Raw genomic sequence first — 19,230 nt, 5'->3', positions numbered from 1 at the left:
TTTATATGAATTTTTTACACCAATCGTTCCTTTATATAAGAAAGCAAAACTTTAATTTAGCAGCGTTTCCCTCCATCTTATTCATCTAAATTAATAGCACTAAAAAATCACAAGTTTAATCGAAGCACAACAAGAGTTCAAATGAAAATTATATAGCAAATATAATGAGCAGACGTTTTGTTCATCCCCGCTCATCATTCGCCCCACATCAGACACTTACGAGCAGCCCAATTTCAAGATAGAAATCCCCCCCCACAAATAGCGTGGTAAAACAAAGCTTCAATCAGAAAGTTCCTCTCCTCTTACAAGACAAAAAATAGCACTTAGATTTCTACAATCTAAGTGCTATTTCTGAATAATAATAGTAGAGTTCTTTCTAAATTTCCATTCCATCCACTTCATAACAAGCGGCTTCAATAAAGCTCTCGTAATAGGGATCACGCAGATAAACCCTAGCACATCTGTCACATACCCAGGAAGCACCAAGAGAATACCTCCTACAAATACAAAAATACCATCTAGTACCGCCTCACCTGGCATTTCCCCTCTATTCAACTTAGATTGAATCTCTCCAAGCACTTTAAACCCTTGTCTTTTCGCCAAATACACACCTACAACACCTGTAAATACAATCATAGCGAACGTAGACCATAAACCTATTACATGACTCGATCCAATTAAGACCGTAATCTCAATCGCTGGTATTAAAATAAACAAGAATAGCAACCACTTCATAGTTCTACACCTCTCTCACATCTCACTTTTAACACCCTCACAACGCCTATATACATCATATGAAATATAGATATCCTTTCATATTAAAACCCATAACAAACAGCTTTTAAAAGCAATTCTAGGCGCTTTAAGCTAATTCTATCTCGTTTTTGTGTAAAAAAAAGAGAAGGACTCCGATCCTTCTCTCCGTATTACTTATAGCACTTCCGCATGTCCATTATAAACAATTCCGCGTGCTGCATCAACTGTTACTTCTTGGCCATTTTTTAAAGTTGCTGTTACGCCGTTTACACCAACGATAACAGGAATACCGATTGATACGCCTACAACAGCTGCATGGCTTGTTAAGCCACCTTCTTCTACAACTAAAGCCGCAGCTTTTTCGATTGCAGGAATCATATCTTTATCAGTGCTTGTTGTAACAAGGATATCACCTTCGTTTACGTTCGCTACAGCTTCAGCAGCTGTTTTTGCTACAACTACTTTACCTTTTGCAGCTTTACGACCGATTCCTTGTCCTTTAGCAATTTCTTCACCAACAACGTGGATTTTCATTAAGTTTGTTGTACCAGTTTCAGCAACTGGAACACCCGCAGTAATCACTACAGTATCTCCAAGTCCGATTAGACCTGCATCCATACCTGTTTGAATTGCTGTATCTAACATTTCGTCAGTTGAAGCTGCGCGCTTCTCAGCCATAAATGCTTGTACACCCCAAACAAGTGCAAGACGACGTCCTACTTGCTCGTCAGATGTTACAGCTACGATTGGAGATTTTGGACGGTATTTAGAGATCATTTTCGCAGTATATCCACTTTCTGTTGGAGCTACGATTGCAGCTACATCAAGAGCAAGTGCTGTATGCGCAACAGATTGGCTAATTGCATCTGTAATTGTTGGAGTGAACTCTTTAATACGTTTTTTGAACATATCTTCATATTGTAATGATTTTTCAACACGTACCGCAATGTTAGCCATCATTGTTACCGCTTCTACTGGGTATTGTCCAGCAGCTGTTTCACCTGAAAGCATGATTGCATCTGTACCATCGAAGATTGCGTTAGCTACGTCACTTGCTTCCGCACGAGTTGGACGTGGGTTACGTTGCATAGAATCTAACATTTGTGTTGCAGTAATAACTGGTTTACCTAACACGTTACATTTTTTAATTAGACGTTTTTGTACTAACGGTACTTCTTCTGGTGGAATTTCTACACCCATGTCACCACGAGCTACCATTAAACCGTCAGAAACTTCTAAGATTGAATCGATGTTGTCGATACCTTCTTGGTTTTCGATTTTTGGTACGATTTGGATGTATTGAGCGTTATGCTCTTCTAATAATTCACGGATTTCTAATACGTCAGACGCTTTACGTACGAATGAAGCTGCAATGAAATCAACTTTTTGCTCGATACCAAAGATGATATCTTTTACGTCTTTTTCAGTGATACCAGGAAGCTTAATGCTTACGTTTGGTACGTTAACACCTTTTTTATTTTTTACAGTTCCGCTGTTAAGAACTTTTGTACGGATGTTTCCGTCAGCTTTTTCGATTACTTCTAGTTCGATAAGACCGTCATCGATTAGAATACGAGAACCTGGGTCTACATCGTCATAAAGACCAGCATAAGATACAGAGAACTTCTCTGCAGTACCTAATACTTGCTCAGTAGAAAGAACTACTTCTGCACCTGTTACAAGCTCAGCTTGTCCGTCTACGAAGTCGTGAGTACGGATTTCTGGACCTTTTGTATCAAGTAAGATACCAACTGTTTTACCAGTTTTCTTTGAAGCTTCACGAATGTTTTTAATACGAGCTCCGTGCTCTTCATGGCTACCATGAGAGAAGTTTAAACGAGCAACGTTCATACCTGCTTCGATTAATTGCTCTAATTTTTCAATACTTTCACTAGCAGGACCTATAGTACATACAATTTTAGTTTTACGCATATTGCACCTCCGAAAATTATGAAACCGTTCCCAAATATCTGACATTACGCCGATTAGATGGATAATTCTTTAGATAATTGATACATATCTTTATCGATTGTATGCTTTTGAGCTAACGCTTCGATAATATCATGATCAACAAGTTTGTTATCTTGAATACCTACACAACGTCCACCTTTACCAGCAATTAACAATTCAACTGCTCTTGCGCCAAGACGACTTGCTAATACACGGTCTTGTGCACTTGGTGATCCACCACGTTGTACGTGACCTAATACAGTTACACGAGTATCAAAGTTTGTTGCTTCTTCAATGTGCTTACCGATGTCAATTGCACTTCCAACACCTTCAGCTACAACGATAATACTGTGTTTTTTACCACGTTCACTACCACGCTTCAGACGAGCGATAACATCATCCATGTCATACTCTTCTTCTGGAATTAAGATTGTTTCCGCACCATCAGCTAAACCAGCCCATAATGCGATATCACCAGCATGACGTCCCATTACTTCGATAACATATGTACGTTCATGAGATGTAGCTGTGTCACGAATTTTATCAATTGCATCAATAACAGTGTTTAAAGCTGTATCGAAACCAATTGTGAAGTCTGTTCCAGGGATATCATTGTCGATTGTACCTGGTACACCAACACATGGGAATCCTTGTTCAGTTAATTTTTTAGCGCCTTGGTAAGAACCATCTCCACCAATAACAACAAGTCCTTCGATACCGTGTTTTTTTAATTGCTCGATACCTTTTAGTCGTACTTCTGGATCTTTAAACTCAGGACATCTTGCTGTATATAATTTCGTACCACCGCGGTGGATAATATCGCCAACAGAACCAAGTTCTAATTTTTCAATGTGACCAGAAATTAATCCAGCGTATCCATGGTAAATACCATATACTTCAATATCATGGAAAATCGCTTTACGAACAACTGCACGAATGGCAGCATTCATACCAGGTGAATCTCCACCACTTGTTAATACACCAATACGTTTCATTTGTACTCACCTCATAAAGATTATTTGCCTTATAATAAAATAACACGAAAAAATATAAAAATACAATGGAGAAGATGTGTCTTTTCATAATAAAAACGTGCATTCGCGAAGTGGAACGCACGCTTTTCTTATTTTATCCAAATGGAAGCGTTTGAAAACGAAACTTGCCCAATTTTCATATATTTTTCATAACGTTTTTCGATTAATTCATCTTTCGAAATTCCGTTTAATTGTTCAAAAGTTTTTCGAATCATTAAGTCTATATTTTCTGACTGTTTTAAAATATTACGGTGAGCTCCGCCTCTTGCTTCTGGAATAATTTCGTCAATTACACCTAATTCTTTCAAATCTGCTGCTGTAATTTTCATTGCCTCTGCAGCTTCCTTTGCTTTTCCTGCATCTTTCCAAAGAATTGCCGCTGCACCCTCTGGTGTAATAACAGAATAAGTGGAATTTTCTAGCATATGAATGTAATCTCCTACTCCAAGTCCTAGCGCACCACCACTACCGCCTTCACCGATAACGATACAAATGACTGGTACCGTTAAACCTGCCATCTCAAATAAGTTGCGGGCAATAGCTTCACTTTGTCCACGTTCTTCAGCTGCTTTACCAGGATAAGCTCCCTTCGTATCGATGAAACAAATAATAGGACGATTAAACTTTTCCGCTTGTTTCATGAGACGCAGTGCTTTTCGATATCCTTCTGGATGAGGCATTCCAAAGTTACGGCGAATATTTTCTTTCGTATCTTTTCCGCGCTGATGCCCAATTACAGTTACAGGCATCCCTTTATATTTCGCAATGCCGCCGACAATCGCTGCATCATCGCCAAATAGACGATCTCCATGACATTCGAAAAAATCAGTAAATAAGTGCTCAATATAATCGAGCGTTGTCGGTCGTTCTGCATGACGAGCAATTTGAACACGGTCCCATACTTTTAGATTGCCGTATATATCTTCCTCTAAATTTTCTAGCTTTTCTTCCAAAATACGAATCTCCTCACTGAAGTCCATCTGGCTGTTTTTCGTATAGTCTTTCAGTTCACGAATCTTATTTCTTAGCTCAACAACTGGTTTTTCAAATTCTAGCTCTGCCATACAGCCATTTCCCCTCCTTGATGAACTTCTAAAATCTTGCGAAGCGATTCTCTCATATCATCACGATGCACCACCGCATCTAATTGACCATGATCTAGTAAGAATTCTGCCGTTTGGAAATCTTCCGGTAGTTTCTCACGCACCGTTTGTTCAATTACACGTCTACCAGCAAATCCGATAAGTGCACCTGGTTCTGCAAGATTATAATCACCAAGTGAAGCGAAACTCGCTGAAACCCCGCCCGTCGTTGGGTGAGTCATAACAGAAATAAATAATCCTCCTGCATTACTATGCTTTTTCAAAGCTACGCTTGTTTTTGCCATTTGCATTAAACTTAATATCCCTTCTTGCATACGGGCACCACCCGAAGCAGTAAAGATAATAAATGGAACTTGTAAGTCGTACGCCTTTTCAACCGCACGGGCGATTTTTTCTCCTACTACAGAGCCCATGCTCCCCATTCGAAAACGAGAATCCATTACTGCAACAACAACAAGCATGTCATCAATTGTTCCTTCACCAGTTACAACCGCTTCGTTCAATTCAGTCTTCTTACGATCGCTCTCTAGTTTCTCTTCATAACCTGGAAACTCGAGTGGATTTAATGAAACCATTTCTTTGTCATACTCACGGAATGACCCTTCGTCCAATATACTATTAAGACGTTCCCATGCATTCATAGGATGATGATATCCACAATTCACACATACTTTTAAATTTTTTAGAAGTTCTTTCGTATACATGATTTTTTTACATTCCGGACATTTTGTCATAACGCCATCTGGCACATCTTTTCGTACTTGTTCTGAAGGTATTGCAGCGTACTTTTTCTTTTTCACGAATAAATCTCTTAGCACAATTTGACCCCCTTCGTTGAGAGCTAAGGTTAGCGTAAGAAGAAAATGGGGCTAACACCAAAGTTTGATGTTAGCCTTATCTTCTCAATCTGTCTAATAACCTCACTCTTTACGTTTAACTTTAACCGCTACGCGGTAGAATGTTTGTCATAACGTGTCATGGTCATTTCGACAAATTTTATACATTACGAGTGAAACTGTATATTCTCTACTAATTCATCGTAAATTTTTAGTGCATCATTTTCTTGTTTTTCTTCCAAAGTAGCGTAAAGCTTTCTATACATATCGATAGAATCTCTTGAAACTTTACAAGAAAGAGTTGCTACGTAATCATTTACGATCATCCAAATGCGATATAGTAAATAATTATCGACTTGTTCAATAAGTGTTTTAAAGAACGTTTGATGAAGCGTTGGGACTGAGCTTTCATTTCCTTCAAGTACTTGGTGTAATCTACTTAGTACTTTAGAAAACGTTTCTTTCGGTAAATTACATACAATTCGAATCATATCTTTCTCAAGTAATCGTTTCGTTTGTAATAAATCACGAATTGTTTTCTCATCTTGCAATAAGAACGGAGCAATTAATTGTACAAGACCGTTATCATAAAAGTTTCGAATAAACGTCCCTTCACCACGTCTCGTTTCAATCAATCCTACCAGTTCTAAAGCACGCAATGCTTCTCTTACAGAGGAACGTCCTACGTTTAAGCGTGAACTTAACTCACGCTCAGACGGCAAACGATCCCCCGCCACCAATCCATCCTCTTCCATAATGGAACGGATTTTTTTTACAATTTCGAGATATACTTTTGTATTTGATGATGTCAATGGAAATTCCTCGCTTATTCTTTACCAATCAGCGCTAATTGTTTTGTTTTTTCAGCGATCTCATTTGGATCTACTTGACGGCGAGCTACTCCTGTCTCCATTGCTGCTTTTGCAACGTAAGCCGCTACTTGAGGCGCTACACGCGCGTCAAATGGTGCCGGAATGATATAGTCTGCATTTAACTCATCTTCTGCTACAAGCTCAGCAATAGCCTGTACAGCTGCCATCTTCATTTCTTCGTTAATTTGTGTCGCATGTACGTCAAGTGCACCGCGGAAAATACCAGGGAACGCCAATACATTATTTACTTGGTTCGGGAAGTCAGAACGACCTGTTCCAACAACAGCTGCGCCCGCTGCTTTTGCCAATTCTGGCATAATTTCTGGAACTGGATTCGCCATTGCAAAAATAATCGCATCGTCATTCATTGTACGAACCATCTCTTCTGTTAATGCACCTTCTGCAGATACACCAATGAATACGTCCGCACCTTGTACAACATCAGCTAAAGAACCTTCTATACGATTCTTATTTGTATATTTTGCAACTTCATCCTTCACCGGATTCATACCTGTAGGACGACCATCATAGATTGCGCCTTTACGGTCACACATAATAATGTCGCGTACACCATAGCGATATAAAAGTTTAATAATTGCAATACCTGCTGCACCTGCGCCATTTGCGACAACTTTAATGTCAGACATTTTCTTTCCAACTAATTTCAGTGCATTTACAAGACCTGCTACTGTTACGATAGCTGTTCCGTGTTGATCATCATGGAAGATAGGAATATTTGTTTCTTTTTTCAAACGCTCTTCAATAATGAAGCAGTTTGGTGCTGCGATATCTTCTAAGTTAACGCCGCCAAAAGTTGGCTCCATTAATTTTACAGTTTCAACAATTTTATCTACATCGTTTGTATTTAAGGCAATTGGGAATGCATCTACACCAGCAAAGCTCTTAAATAATACAGCTTTACCTTCCATTACTGGAAGAGATGCTTCAGGTCCAATGTTACCAAGACCAAGTACAGCTGTTCCATCTGTCACAACTGCTACCATATTTCCCTTCATCGTATATTCATATACCTTACTTTTATCGTCATAAATTTCTTTACAAGGTTCTGCAACCCCTGGAGAATATGCAAGACTTAAATCTTTTGCATTTTCTACTTTTACTTTTGATACAGTTTCTAATTTTCCTTGATGCACTTTATGCATGTGAAGTGCTTCTTCACGAAGTGTTGACAAACTATCCACTCTCCTCAAATTATTCTTGCTGATATCAATTTCTCCAAGTGGTCTGACCACGAACACTACTACTATAATAATCGAAGTGTAGGGAAATTGTCCATTATATTTTCACAACTACATTTTCTTCCCCGACAATTTCACGAAGTGCTCCTAAACATTCTTCACTTGGATGAATCGATAAACTCCGAGATAATTGTACCATTTTATGTTCCTTTTCATAATAAATTAGTACTTTCGCAAAACCTGAATAGTCGAACAATATTTTCGTAACCCGATTTAAAAGCTTTTTCTCATACTGAGATGGCAATTTCACGTAAACAGATGCGTCTTTCTTTTCTTCATAAACATCCATTTCCTCTAGCGGATATAGTCCATTTACAATCCATTGCAGCTTATGATTTCTTAGCTCAATCGTACCGTCAACTAAAACAATTGCTCCTTCTTGCAACTTATCCGAGAAATGTATATACATTTCCGGGAAGAGGACCGCTTCCATTTCATCATTTTGATCACAGAATGTAATAAATGCCATCTTTTGAAACTTTTTCGTACGAATCACTCTAACACTTGTTATATACACAATAGCTCTTTGTACTTTTTTCTTGTGTCGCATCGCCTGAGCGAGAGATGGAATTTCTAATTCTTTTGCTAACTTCACATATTGCGCTGTCGGATAACTTGATAAATAAAAGCCAAGTACTTCCTTCTCTTTATTTAGTTGTTCAATAAAAGATAGCTCTTCTCCTTGTACATATTTTGATTTTGGAACAGCATCTCCTAAATCACGTGCGAGATTCGCGTACTCTAACGCCCCTTTAATACTTTTCCATAAATTCGTTCTCGAAACACCAAAATCATCAAAACATCCCGACCAGACGAAAGCTTCTAAATTACGCTCCGTTACGAACTTTGACGGCATACGGAGACAAAATTCAAATAAATCTTCGAACATTTTTTTCTCTCGTTCTTCTAATAATGCCGTCACTGTAGCCATTCCAATATTTCGGATCGAAAGTAAACTGTAACGTATCGCATTCCCTTCTATTTGGAAGTTATAACCACTTCTCTGAAGAGACGGCGGCAAAACGTGAAAACCTTTCCGCTTCGTTTCTCGTATATACTGTACAATCTTATCTTCATTTCCAATTGCACTTGATAATAATGCCGTCATAAATTCCAGCGTATAGTTTGCTTTCAAATAGGCAAGCTGATATCCGATCATACTGTAAGCTACAGCGTGACTTCGGTTAAAACCGTAATTCGCAAATCTTACAATTAAATCATAAATTTTTTCAGCAGACGTCTCATCATAACCATTTTGCAAACATCCTTGGACGAAATGCTTACGTTCCTGATCTAAAATATCACGATTTTTTTTACTCACCGCACGGCGCAGTAAATCTGCTTCTCCAAGCGAAAACCCAGCTAACTTCGATGCAATTTGCATAATTTGTTCTTGGTATACAATGACGCCGTATGTTCTTTCTAAAATTGGCTTTAAATCCGGATGTAAATATTCGATTTTTCTTTTTCCATGTTTCGATTCAATAAAAGTCGGTATCTGTTCCATCGGTCCTGGTCTGTATAACGAGTTAACAGCTACGATATCTTCAAACTCATTCGGTTTTAACCCGCGAAGTACATTTCGCATACCACCTGACTCAAGCTGGAATACACCTGTTGTATCCCCTCTCCCTAATAATTGGAACGTCTTTTCATCTTGAAGAGGTAAGCTTCTTATATCGATTTCTTTCCCTGTTTTGTTCGCGATAAATTTTATAATATTTTCAAGTAACGTTAAATTACGTAATCCTAAAAAGTCCATCTTAAGCAACCCAAGTTCTTCTAGCGCATCGGCTGGATATTGCGTAACATAAACATCGTTATGTCCTTCTTGAATTGCTACACTGCCTGTTAGCGGTTCTTGACTCATAATAACACCAGCCGCATGAATAGACGTATGACGTGGTAAACCTTCTACACGTTTTGCGATTTCAAACACACGCTCATGCAGAAGATTCCCTTGTATAAACTCACGAAGTGATTGTGATTCTTCATATGCATCTTTTAACGTTATACCAAGCTTTGATGGGATAAGTTTTGAAAATATATCAATATCTCGCGGCGGAAGCCCCATTACGCGGGCAATGTCTCTAATTGCCGCTTTTGCTGCAAGCGTACCAAACGTTACAATTTGCGCAACACGGAGCTGACCGTATTTATCTTTCACATAGCGAATCATCTCATCACGTCTTACGTCTGGAAAATCAATATCAATATCGGGAAGCGTCACACGTTCAGGATTTAAAAACCTTTCAAATAATAGATCGTATTCAATTGGATCAATATCTGTAATTTCTAATACGTATGAAACGAGTGAACCAGCTGCCGATCCACGACCTGGTCCTGTTAGAATATGATTTTCATGTGCATACTTCATAAAATCCCATACGATGAGGAAATAATCACTAAATCCCATACGAGAAATAACATTTAATTCATGATTCAAACGCTTTATATGCACTTCTTTCGGTTCACCATATCGTTTCCGCAAACCTTCTTCACAAACACGACGCAAGTATATATCACTCGTTTCATTAGACGGAACAGGAAACTTCGGAAGTTGATTTACATGGAACGGTATTTCTACTTGGCAACGCTCTGCAATTTTTATTGTATTTTGGATTGCTTCCGGCGCATGGGAAAATAGTGCTTCCATTTCATCCGATGACTTTAAATAATACTGATCTGTTTTCAGCCTCGGCCTATCTGGATCAGTCATTTTCGTTCCACTTTCAACAGATAGTAAACATTCGTGAACAAGCGCGTCACTTTGATTGATATAGCGCACATCATTTGTTGCAACGACTGGAATATTAACCCTACTAATAAATTCAGGTAGTTTCTCTTGTAAAAGCAACTCATCTTGAATCGCATGATGCTGCAAACTCATATAAAAATGGCCGAACATATTTTGATACGTGCGAGCTACTTCTTCAGCCTGACTCTCATTGTCTTCTAGTAATAATTGCTCAATTTCGCCATCTTTACCTGGTGAAATGGCAATTAATCCTTTCGCATAATGCGCAAGCCACTTCTTAGGAATACCTTCTTTGGACTTTGTCATAATACTGCTAGAAATCTTTAATAAATTTTGGTAGCCTATTTCATTCTCAGCAAGTAATACAAGCGGATAAGACCTCTCTTCTTCTTCACTAAAAATAGAAGCGGTTAATCCAATAACAGGCTGTATACCATGTTTCTTACATGCTTTATAAAACGGAATAACACCATACATAACATTTTCATCCGTAATAGCCAGCGATGAAAAACCAAGTTCTTTCGCCCTGACTACAAGCTCATCAATTTTACAAGCACTTTTTAATAAACTAAAAACGGTTTGACATTGTAAATGCACAAACTTCACTGTTGTACCCTCTCTTTACCTATTTGACTACTTTTATTATAGGTGATGAGGAAAGCGGAAATCAAAACATACTTCTTATACTTTGTCCATATATATGAAGAAGAAAGGGGAATGACGATGGATGTAAGAGAACATACTTTTTTCTCTCTGCTTATTATTAGTTATTTTATTGCCTTTGGGGTTATACTTGGCGGTTCATTAATTGGTGGATTTGGTGCGTTTCTTATTGGAAAACCAGCTCTAACTTACATTAATCAATTCGCCCAAAATTTAAGAATTTGGGCACTCGTTGCAGCAATCGGCGGAACATTCGATACCTTTTATAGCTTTGAAAGAAGTTTCTTTGGCGGAGATATGAAAGATATCGTAAAACAAATTCTCCTTATTTTTTTCGCAACTGGTGGTATGCAAACAGGTCTCATTATTATTAAATGGCTAACGCAGGAACATGTATGAGAGTACCAAGTGCTAATACAGCAAAAAGATGGTACTTAGTATTAGCTGGGGCTGCTGTTGGAGGCGTTTTGAGCTGGTTTATTTTTTTGTACATATACGGTGTTTTTCAAGAAGAACAAGCTAGTAAAATAGCAGAACAAAGAGAAATTATAGAAAAACAAGAAGCAAAGCTCCACGTCCTTCTCGAAGATCAAGAAAAATTGAACACTGAAAATAAACGGCTCTTAACCATTCAAGAGATTAAAATAAAACTTATCAATCGAGAAAAATACGATTTAGACAATCTCACACTCGAAAATATGACTACATCTATCCATAATGATCTCCAACATCTTTTAACGAAAAACATTCAAAGTATCGCAAAAAATAAAGACCTACTTAAAAAGGTAATCGAAAATAAAACGTACAAACATTACGATCGGCTATACCGTTTTAAAGTCGATACAATATCTTTTGATACAGTGCTTGAAATTAGCATTACTATAGAGAAAGAAAAATAAAGAAGGAGGGCTTTAGCGCCGCTCCTTCTTTTCGTTCTAACATATAGTCTCTTATTTACAAATCTCACGTAAATCAGCAAAAAGACGATCCGCTTCTTCCCAAGAAAATGCCTTCGCACCAGAAGCCATCGGATGCCCCCCGCCGTTATATTGCATTGCTAATTTGTTTATAACTGGTCCTTTTGAACGAAGACGAACACGGATTACGTCGTCTTCCTCTAAAAATAGAACCCACGCCTTTAATCCATCAATATTGCCAAGCGCTCCAACAACACCAGATGCTTCAGAAGGAAGTACATCAAACTCTTCTAATACTTCTTTCGTTAATTTAATGTAAGCTGCTCCTTCTTCTACCATCGTAAAGTTTTGTAAAATATAACCGTTTAAACGAGCAATTTTTTCTTTTGTCTTATACATTTCATTGTATAAATCTGTGAATTTCACACCCATATCAACAAGCTCACTTACGTAACGAAGTGTTTTTGCTGTCGTATTTGGGAATAAGAAACGACCTGTATCTCCAACAATTCCTGCTAAAATAAGGCGAGCTGCTTCTTTTGTTATTTTTAATCCTTTATCTTTTCCATAGTTATAAAACTCATAAATCATTTCACTTGTAGAACTCGCTGTCGTATCTACCCACGTAATATCTCCATATGGATCTTCATTTGGATGATGATCAATTTTAATTAACATCTTCCCTTTTGTATAGCGTTGATCGTCAACACGTTCTTGATTCGCAGTATCACAAACAATAACAAGCGCATTTTCGTATACACTATCTTCAATATCATCCATTACTCGTAAGTATGCTAGTGACGGTTCATTGTACCCAATCGTATAAATATTTTTCTCTGGAAACGATTCTTGTAGAATTGTACCAAGACCACCCTGTGAACCTAACGCATCTGGATCCGGACGCACGTGGCGATGAATAATAATTGTATCAAACTCTTTAATTGCTCCTAAAATTTGCTCATGCATATGTATAATCTCCTTTTTAATCAACTTCTTCACTTTATCCTCCATTATAACGGAAAGTATTTCATACATGCGAACAATTGCTTTATAATAAAAGTTAGAAAGTTTAGATATTTCTTTTTCTTTTCTATTATTTTTCATAAAGCGATAGGAGTGTTCACTATGCCAGTATTAGTCTTCTGTATTATCGTCTCATTTATGTTGTACCTCTTTTACAAAACAAAATACTTTCGTACAAACCGCCCAATGGAGAAAGGTTGGCTCTCAGGAAAATCCGCAATGGCACTCGGTTCATTCGTTTTATTTTTCGGGATAAACCAATTCTTTTTAGAACTTTCAACCGCTCGTATTATCGTTGGTGTTTTATTCGTTCTATTTGGTAGTGCAAGTGTATTTAACGGGTTTCGCCAATACAAACATTTCTTGCCATTAGCAGTTAAAGAAGCCGAAGTCTATGAAGCAACATAAAAAAGCATCAATATTGTGATGCTTTTTTATGTTGCTTAACTTTCAAAATCATATATGCAACAAACGCAGATGGTATATTAAATGGGTTACCTTGTACATGAAAATGTAATTGTTCTTCTTCAAAAGACATTTTTTCATATAGCTCTCGCTGAGATAATCCTGTCTTTTCCTTTTTTTCATGTAAACCTTGTAAATATAAATATTGAATAGGTATCATTACAAGAAAGTAAAATAATGCGATACTACCAAAAAAAAGTACGGCTGACGACATAATGCATACCACCTTTCATAATTCCATTTTCTTACAATATAATCATAACACAATATACAACTGAATTGAATTATTATTCTGTCTTTTCTCACGTCACTTTTCCACTCCATCCCATACATATTTCACTAAAACTCCCATCTAAAATCATGCCTTTCAAATTTAAAACAACAAAAAAGATGGAACAAATCAAAACGATTTGTTCCATCTTTTTATTTATCGATTAACTGAACCATAAGTAATGCTTTTCCAACAACATTACCTTCATGATGCACCTCTACATCGACCTTACCAAATTTACGTCCAATTTCTAATACTTTCGGATGAACAGATACAACATTATCAATTTGAACCGGCTTTACGAAATAAATCGTTAAGTTTTCAACAATTAAATCGCTTTTCTTTTGCGCACGAATGACGCGATTTGTCGCTTCTGTCACAATTGTTGCAAATACACCGTACGATAACGTCCCGATTGAGTTCGTCATTTGCGGCGTCACCGAAAATTGATATAGATGCTCATTCTTCGCTTCTTTTGGTGTCATAAATTGATTCGTTACAATATCATCAATGGTTTCTCCAACTTGTGGCTGACGTTGAATCATTTGCAGTGCCTGAAGTACATCTTGACGGCTAATAATACCTTGCAGTTTGTTTCCTTCCTCAACGACAGGAAGTAATTCAATTCCTTCCCACACCATCATACGTGCCGCAGCTGCGACAGACATTTTACCGTTCACTGTAATTGGGTGCTTTGTCATTACTTTATCAATTGGTGTTTCTTTCGCTACTCCGATCATATCTTTTGAAGTTACGATTCCTAGCACTTTGTTACTTTCATCGACAATTGGATATCTTCCGTGCATCGTCTCTTCGTTATATGCATGCCATTGCTGTACTGTATCACTCGGCTTTAAATATAACGTTTCTTCAATTGGCGTTAAAATATCTTCAACGAGTACAATTTCTTTCTTAATAAGCTGATCGTAAATCGCACGATTAATTAACGTTGCGACCGTAAATGTATCGTAGCTACTTGAAATAATCGGCAGCTTTAATTGGTCTGCTAATTTCTTCACATGATCTTCCGTATCAAATCCGCCCGTAATTAATACAGCGGCTCCAGTTTCTAATGCTAATTGATGTGCATTCGTACGGTTACCAATAATGAGTAAATTTCCAGCTTCTGTATAGCGCATCATCGCTTCTAATTTCATAGCTCCGATTACGAATTTATTTAATGTTTTATGTAGTCCTTCTCTGCCCCCAAGTACTTGACCATCGACAATGTTAACGACTTCTGCATATGTCAGTTTTTCGATATTCTCTTTCTTCTTCTGTTCAATTCGAATTGTTCCGACACGTTCAATTGTACTAACATATCCTTTATTTTCTGCATCTTTAATTGCACGGTAAGCTGTCCCTTCACTTACACTCAAATCTTTCGCGATTTGTCTTACAGAAATTTTATGGCCTACTGGCAGGCTATTAATATGTTCTAAAATTTGGTTATGCTTGGTAGCCAAATGGTTTCACCATACTTTCTTTTCCCTAAATTCTTCATGTGTTGTACTTTTAGTATACTATATTTTCAAAACTGTTACACTCTCTCTTTGCATACCTGTACTATTTTTTTTATAACAAAATGTCTCTTGCATTCCACCATTCATTCTATTACAAAAATGTAATGCTATTGTCATCTCATTCGATAGTTCGTACACTTGATTACTTATACAATTAAGACAAGAAATAAAACAAAGGAGCGAACACATGATGAAAAAATTTTTAGAGGTTGTAGGTGCTGTATTTTTAGCTTTCGTAGATGGGAAAAAAGTTGCAATGGAATTGAATGAAACACCTGAACAACCACGTACCAAAAGAAAAGAATCACCAAAACAAATACAAGCATTAAAAGCTGTCCTACACACATAAAAAACCCTTCACTTTTCTTTTTCAAATGAAGGGTTTCTTTTCTATAGTGTAATACTTTCTCCAGCTTCTAATACTTTCCCTGTACAATTTTGTAGCTTTTCTACAAATTGATATGGATCTTGTTCAATAACTGGGAACGTATTGTAATGCATCGGTACAACAGTTTTCGCATTAATCCATTTTGCCGCTAGTACAGCATCTTCTGGTCCCATTGTGAAATTATCACCAATTGGTAAAAATGCTAGATCAACTTTATTTAATTCCCCAATTAACTTCATATCAGAGAATAGTGCAGTATCTCCTGCGTGGTATACAGTTTTCTCTTCTGCTGTAAATAAAATACCTGCTGGCATACCTGTATATGTAATCGTCTTATTTGCTTCATCAATATAACTAGAGCCGTGGAATGCTTGTGTAAACTTCACTTTTCCGAAGTCAAATTCATGTGAACCACCAATATGCATCGGGTGTGTATTTACACCTTGCCAACTTAAAAATGTTGCTAGTTCAAATGGCGCTACAACAACTGCATTATTTTTCTTCGCAAGTTCTACTGTATCTCCAACATGATCACCGTGTCCATGCGATAAAAGGATTGCATCCACTTTTACATCTTCAGCTTTTAAATCTGTTTTCGGATTACCTGTTAAAAACGGGTCAATTAAAATAACTTTTCCATTCGCCTCAATTTTCACAACTGAATGTCCATGATAAGATACTTTCATTATTACATTCCTCCCCTATTCACATTCTCACTTTTTATTCTACATGATTTTTCAATCCCCTGTCTTTTCTAACATCTATTTACTTGTCATAACACTTTCTTCCGAGTTAAAGTTATATTTGTAATTAAATATCTCGGGGGTGCCAATCGATGAATGCTAGATTAGAAAATTTAATGCAATGGCTAAAAGAAAAAAACGTAGAAGCTGCGTTCTTAACTTCTACACCGAACGTCTTCTACATGACAAACTTCCACTGTGAACCACACGAAAGACTTCTTGGTATGTTTGTATTCCAAGAAAAAGAACCTATTTTAATTTGCCCTAAAATGGAAGAAGGCCAAGCACGTAACGCTGGCTGGGCACATGAAATTATCGGATTTACTGATACTGACAGACCATGGGATATGATTGCAAAAGCAATTAAAGACCGCGGCATCAATGCAAATGCAGTTGCAATTGAAAAAGAACATTTAAACGTAGAGCGCTACGAAGAATTAAAGAAATTATTCCCAAATGCAGCTTTCAAATCAGCTGAGGAGAAAGTTCGCGAACTTCGTTTAATTAAAGATGAAAAAGAACTTTCTATTTTACGCGAAGCAGCTAAAATGGCGGACTATGCTGTTGAAGTTGGTGTAAATGCAATTAAAGAAAACCGCAGCGAGCTAGAAGTATTAGCAATTATTGAACACGAATTAAAAACAAAAGGCATACATAAAATGTCATTTGATACGATGGTATTAGCAGGTGCGAACTCTGCTCTTCCACACGGTATTCCTGGCGCAAACAAAATGAAACGCGGCGATTTCGTACTATTTGATTTAGGCGTAATCATTGATGGTTATTGCTCTGATATTACACGTACAGTAGCATTCGGTGAGATTTCTGAAGAGCAAACTCGCATTTACAACACTGTACTTGCTGGACAACTACAAGCAGTTGAAGCATGTAAACCGGGTGTTACACTTGGCGCAATCGACAACGCTGCTCGCTCTGTTATCGCAGATGCAGGTTACGGTGACTTCTTCCCCCACCGCCTTGGTCACGGACTTGGAATTAGCGTACACGAATATCCAGATGTAAAAGCTGGCAACGAGTCTCCATTAAAAGAAGGTATGGTCTTCACAATCGAGCCAGGTATTTACGTACCAAACGTAGGTGGCGTTCGTATTGAAGATGATATTTACATCACAAAAGACGGATCAGAAATTTTAACGAAGTTCCCGAAAGAGTTACAATTTGTAAAATAATAAAAAAGGCAGCTTGATTGCTGCCTTTTTTATTTCTCTACTATTTCAAATTTAGCACCATCTTCTCCTCATACTTATCATCCCATTTAATCACAATCTCTATTGGTTCATCTTTAGAGATAGGCGCGCAACTTACACAAGAAGACTTCATTTCAACCTTTGCTCCTCTATGAACTTCTGACGTTTGTGTCATTGTACTAAAGGCTCCATTAATAGCAATTTCTAAATTCTTAAATTCTGTATTCCCATCTCCGCCCTTATACTGAAACGTAAACACTCCATCTTCACTGTCGTCCTTGATATGGCCCTTATATTGTCCCGTCCAACTTTTGCTCTCGCTAGAAAAAGTAACATACGAAATGGAACAGCTTCCTAAAAAGAAAATACTAATGAAAAAGAATAATGCTCTCTTCATCATGCCCCTCCATTCAAAAGCACTTATTTATTGTCTATTTCTTCCTTTAAATATTATTAAAAAAAGAAGGCCACTCAAAAAGTGCCTTCTTCTATTTCACTAATATTTAATTGAAATTTCACGATCCAAACTGAGAAAAGGTGGACAAGAAGCGCAAACGCCATACATGCTCCGCTTAAAAAAGTTAGTATAGGATGCGAATACACGTGCCCCAATCCATAGGATATCGCCACGAAAAACATTGTTATGTAAATATAAATTGCTCCATGTATTTGCCTCATATAAACCTCCTTTTCCCATATTATAACATAAATTTTCTGATTATTCACATTAATTACTTGTAATCAATATTTCTCAACTGTTACACCTCTTACAGCAGCCTTAATATACGGTGTTCCTTGTAAACTTTGTAAATCCTCTGTTTTCCTGTTACGACTACACCGTATATTGGTAAGTCTTTTGGTTTGGTGTTTTTTATTTCTTTATCCCGCATTAACAGGCAGTAAGACCCCACATCAAAATTCAGCGGAAGCAAAGAAGTTAGGTGGGGGGCGGACTGCTCGTAAAAGCCCGATTGGTGAGGGCTGATAATCAGTGAGGGATGCCCTCACCACTGATTAAAGTTTCACTTTATAGTTTATCCTAAAATATTCTCGATATCCCTCTTTATTTTCACTTAAAGATATCCAAATACAGCTTTTATAAATTTTTCTATAATAAAAAGCACATTTATTTTGATGTGCTCTTCACATATAATTTAGTAAAATATGAATCATTTTTTGAAACAAAAACTCCCACTCATCTCTCCCCATACTATCGTTATGACTTAGTTGCCATAATAATTGAACGAGGATAAAATCCCAGCTTTTCATAAAATGATACAGCTTCATTTCCATACACTACTGTTAATTCAATTTCATCTATCTTTTTCACTTTAAACCATTCCACTGCACTATTCATTAATTTCAAACCAAATCCGTTTCTTCGGTATTTTTCATCAACAAATAAAACTTCAATCTTTCCGCTTACGCTTTTACTATACGCTATACAAAATCCTAATATAT

At 37.2% G+C, this 19,230-nt stretch carries 20 protein-coding genes and 1 pseudogene; 5 read left to right on the top strand and 16 right to left on the bottom strand.

The features are described 5' to 3' along the window. Positions 1-345 precede the first annotated feature (345 nt). The 8 genes from ACQGS6_RS11230 to dnaE all read right to left on the bottom strand — a co-directional run bounded on the left by ACQGS6_RS11230 (position 346) and on the right by dnaE (position 11,174). Positions 346-735, bottom strand: coding sequence for an FxsA family protein (locus ACQGS6_RS11230; protein ID WP_000871631.1), 390 nt, complete (start codon positions 733-735; stop codon positions 346-348). Between the two features lie 195 nt (positions 736-930). Further along, positions 931-2,688, bottom strand: coding sequence for a pyruvate kinase (gene pyk / locus ACQGS6_RS11225; protein WP_001232673.1), 1,758 nt, complete (start codon positions 2,686-2,688; stop codon positions 931-933). 53 nt (positions 2,689-2,741) lie between these two features. Continuing rightward, positions 2,742-3,701, bottom strand: a complete 960-nt coding sequence (gene pfkA, locus ACQGS6_RS11220) for a 6-phosphofructokinase (protein ID WP_000821157.1) — start codon at positions 3,699-3,701, stop codon at positions 2,742-2,744. A gap of 128 nt (positions 3,702-3,829) precedes the next feature. Beyond that, positions 3,830-4,804: an acetyl-CoA carboxylase carboxyl transferase subunit alpha gene (gene accA / locus ACQGS6_RS11215; RefSeq protein ID WP_000818804.1), complete on the bottom strand. Its 975-nt coding sequence runs from the start codon at positions 4,802-4,804 to the stop codon at positions 3,830-3,832. Then, the gene (accD, locus tag ACQGS6_RS11210; protein ID WP_000942859.1) at positions 4,792-5,661 is read right to left on the bottom strand and encodes an acetyl-CoA carboxylase, carboxyltransferase subunit beta; all 870 of its coding nucleotides are present in this window, start codon (positions 5,659-5,661) and stop codon (positions 4,792-4,794) included. Before accD ends, accA begins: the two co-directional genes overlap by 13 nt. A 185-nt stretch (positions 5,662-5,846) precedes the next feature. Further along, positions 5,847-6,491 carry a FadR/GntR family transcriptional regulator gene (locus tag ACQGS6_RS11205; RefSeq protein ID WP_000204448.1) on the bottom strand — a complete coding sequence of 215 codons (645 nt, stop codon included), beginning with the start codon at positions 6,489-6,491 and terminating at the stop codon, positions 5,847-5,849. 14 nt (positions 6,492-6,505) lie between these two features. Then, entirely contained in the window at positions 6,506-7,714 is a 1,209-nt protein-coding gene (locus ACQGS6_RS11200; protein WP_161508111.1) for an NAD(P)-dependent malic enzyme, read from the bottom strand. A gap of 133 nt (positions 7,715-7,847) precedes the next feature. Then, the gene (gene dnaE / locus ACQGS6_RS11195) at positions 7,848-11,174 is read right to left on the bottom strand and encodes a DNA polymerase III subunit alpha (RefSeq protein WP_000673732.1); all 3,327 of its coding nucleotides are present in this window, start codon (positions 11,172-11,174) and stop codon (positions 7,848-7,850) included. 42 nt (positions 11,175-11,216) lie between these two features. Here dnaE and ACQGS6_RS11190 point away from each other — a divergent pair, with 42 nt between their 5' ends. Together ACQGS6_RS11190 and ytrI are read left to right on the top strand one after the other, a co-directional pair. Then, entirely contained in the window at positions 11,217-11,630 is a 414-nt protein-coding gene (locus tag ACQGS6_RS11190; protein ID WP_002005839.1) for a YtrH family sporulation protein, read from the top strand. After that, positions 11,627-12,130 (top strand): sporulation membrane protein YtrI, encoded by a 504-nt coding sequence (gene ytrI, locus ACQGS6_RS11185; RefSeq protein ID WP_001265736.1) that lies wholly within the window; start codon positions 11,627-11,629, stop codon positions 12,128-12,130. Before ACQGS6_RS11190 ends, ytrI begins: the two co-directional genes overlap by 4 nt. Positions 12,131-12,181: 51 nt before the next feature. Here the strand turns inward: ytrI and ACQGS6_RS11180 are convergent, their stop codons facing one another. Continuing rightward, entirely contained in the window at positions 12,182-13,114 is a 933-nt protein-coding gene (locus tag ACQGS6_RS11180) for a DHH family phosphoesterase (protein WP_009326382.1), read from the bottom strand. Between the two features lie 159 nt (positions 13,115-13,273). Between ACQGS6_RS11180 and ACQGS6_RS11175 the strand changes: the two genes are divergently transcribed. Further along, the gene (locus tag ACQGS6_RS11175) at positions 13,274-13,579 is read left to right on the top strand and encodes a YtpI family protein (RefSeq protein ID WP_001144776.1); all 306 of its coding nucleotides are present in this window, start codon (positions 13,274-13,276) and stop codon (positions 13,577-13,579) included. Positions 13,580-13,586: 7 nt separating this feature from the next. On the opposite strand, the gene ACQGS6_RS11170 is transcribed toward ACQGS6_RS11175, so the two are convergent. Next, a complete protein-coding gene (locus ACQGS6_RS11170; RefSeq protein WP_000093044.1) occupies positions 13,587-13,850 on the bottom strand; it encodes a DUF3949 domain-containing protein in 264 nt (87 codons plus the stop codon). Positions 13,851-14,059: 209 nt separating this feature from the next. After that, entirely contained in the window at positions 14,060-15,373 is a 1,314-nt protein-coding gene (locus tag ACQGS6_RS11165; protein WP_074625175.1) for a CBS domain-containing protein, read from the bottom strand. Between the two features lie 244 nt (positions 15,374-15,617). Here ACQGS6_RS11165 and ACQGS6_RS11160 point away from each other — a divergent pair, with 244 nt between their 5' ends. Continuing rightward, the gene (locus ACQGS6_RS11160; RefSeq protein ID WP_000976017.1) at positions 15,618-15,779 is read left to right on the top strand and encodes a hypothetical protein; all 162 of its coding nucleotides are present in this window, start codon (positions 15,618-15,620) and stop codon (positions 15,777-15,779) included. Positions 15,780-15,820: 41 nt separating this feature from the next. On the opposite strand, the gene ACQGS6_RS11155 is transcribed toward ACQGS6_RS11160, so the two are convergent. After that, positions 15,821-16,504, bottom strand: a complete 684-nt coding sequence (locus ACQGS6_RS11155; protein ID WP_000868922.1) for a metal-dependent hydrolase — start codon at positions 16,502-16,504, stop codon at positions 15,821-15,823. Between the two features lie 149 nt (positions 16,505-16,653). Here ACQGS6_RS11155 and pepQ point away from each other — a divergent pair, with 149 nt between their 5' ends. Next, positions 16,654-17,751 carry a Xaa-Pro dipeptidase gene (gene pepQ / locus ACQGS6_RS11150; RefSeq protein WP_000994024.1) on the top strand — a complete coding sequence of 366 codons (1,098 nt, stop codon included), beginning with the start codon at positions 16,654-16,656 and terminating at the stop codon, positions 17,749-17,751. 40 nt (positions 17,752-17,791) lie between these two features. Here the strand turns inward: pepQ and ACQGS6_RS11145 are convergent, their stop codons facing one another. The 4 genes and pseudogenes from ACQGS6_RS11145 to ACQGS6_RS11130 form a co-directional block, all read right to left on the bottom strand. After that, a complete protein-coding gene (locus ACQGS6_RS11145) occupies positions 17,792-18,166 on the bottom strand; it encodes a hypothetical protein (protein WP_000816711.1) in 375 nt (124 codons plus the stop codon). Between the two features lie 74 nt (positions 18,167-18,240). After that, positions 18,241-18,447 (bottom strand): hypothetical protein, encoded by a 207-nt coding sequence (locus ACQGS6_RS11140; RefSeq protein WP_001248905.1) that lies wholly within the window; start codon positions 18,445-18,447, stop codon positions 18,241-18,243. Between the two features lie 63 nt (positions 18,448-18,510). Next, positions 18,511-18,650: pseudogene (locus ACQGS6_RS11135) on the bottom strand (anti sigma factor C-terminal domain-containing protein); the annotation flags it as partial. Between the two features lie 335 nt (positions 18,651-18,985). Then, a partial coding sequence (locus ACQGS6_RS11130; protein ID WP_426965140.1) for a GNAT family N-acetyltransferase occupies positions 18,986-19,230 on the bottom strand: 245 nt, incomplete at its 5' end.

The sequence above is a fragment of the Bacillus sp. GMs2/2 genome (assembly GCF_050172095.1).
Taxonomy (GTDB): domain Bacteria; phylum Bacillota; class Bacilli; order Bacillales; family Bacillaceae_G; genus Bacillus_A; species Bacillus_A cereus.
This window is presented reverse-complemented; position numbering and strand designations above follow the sequence as displayed.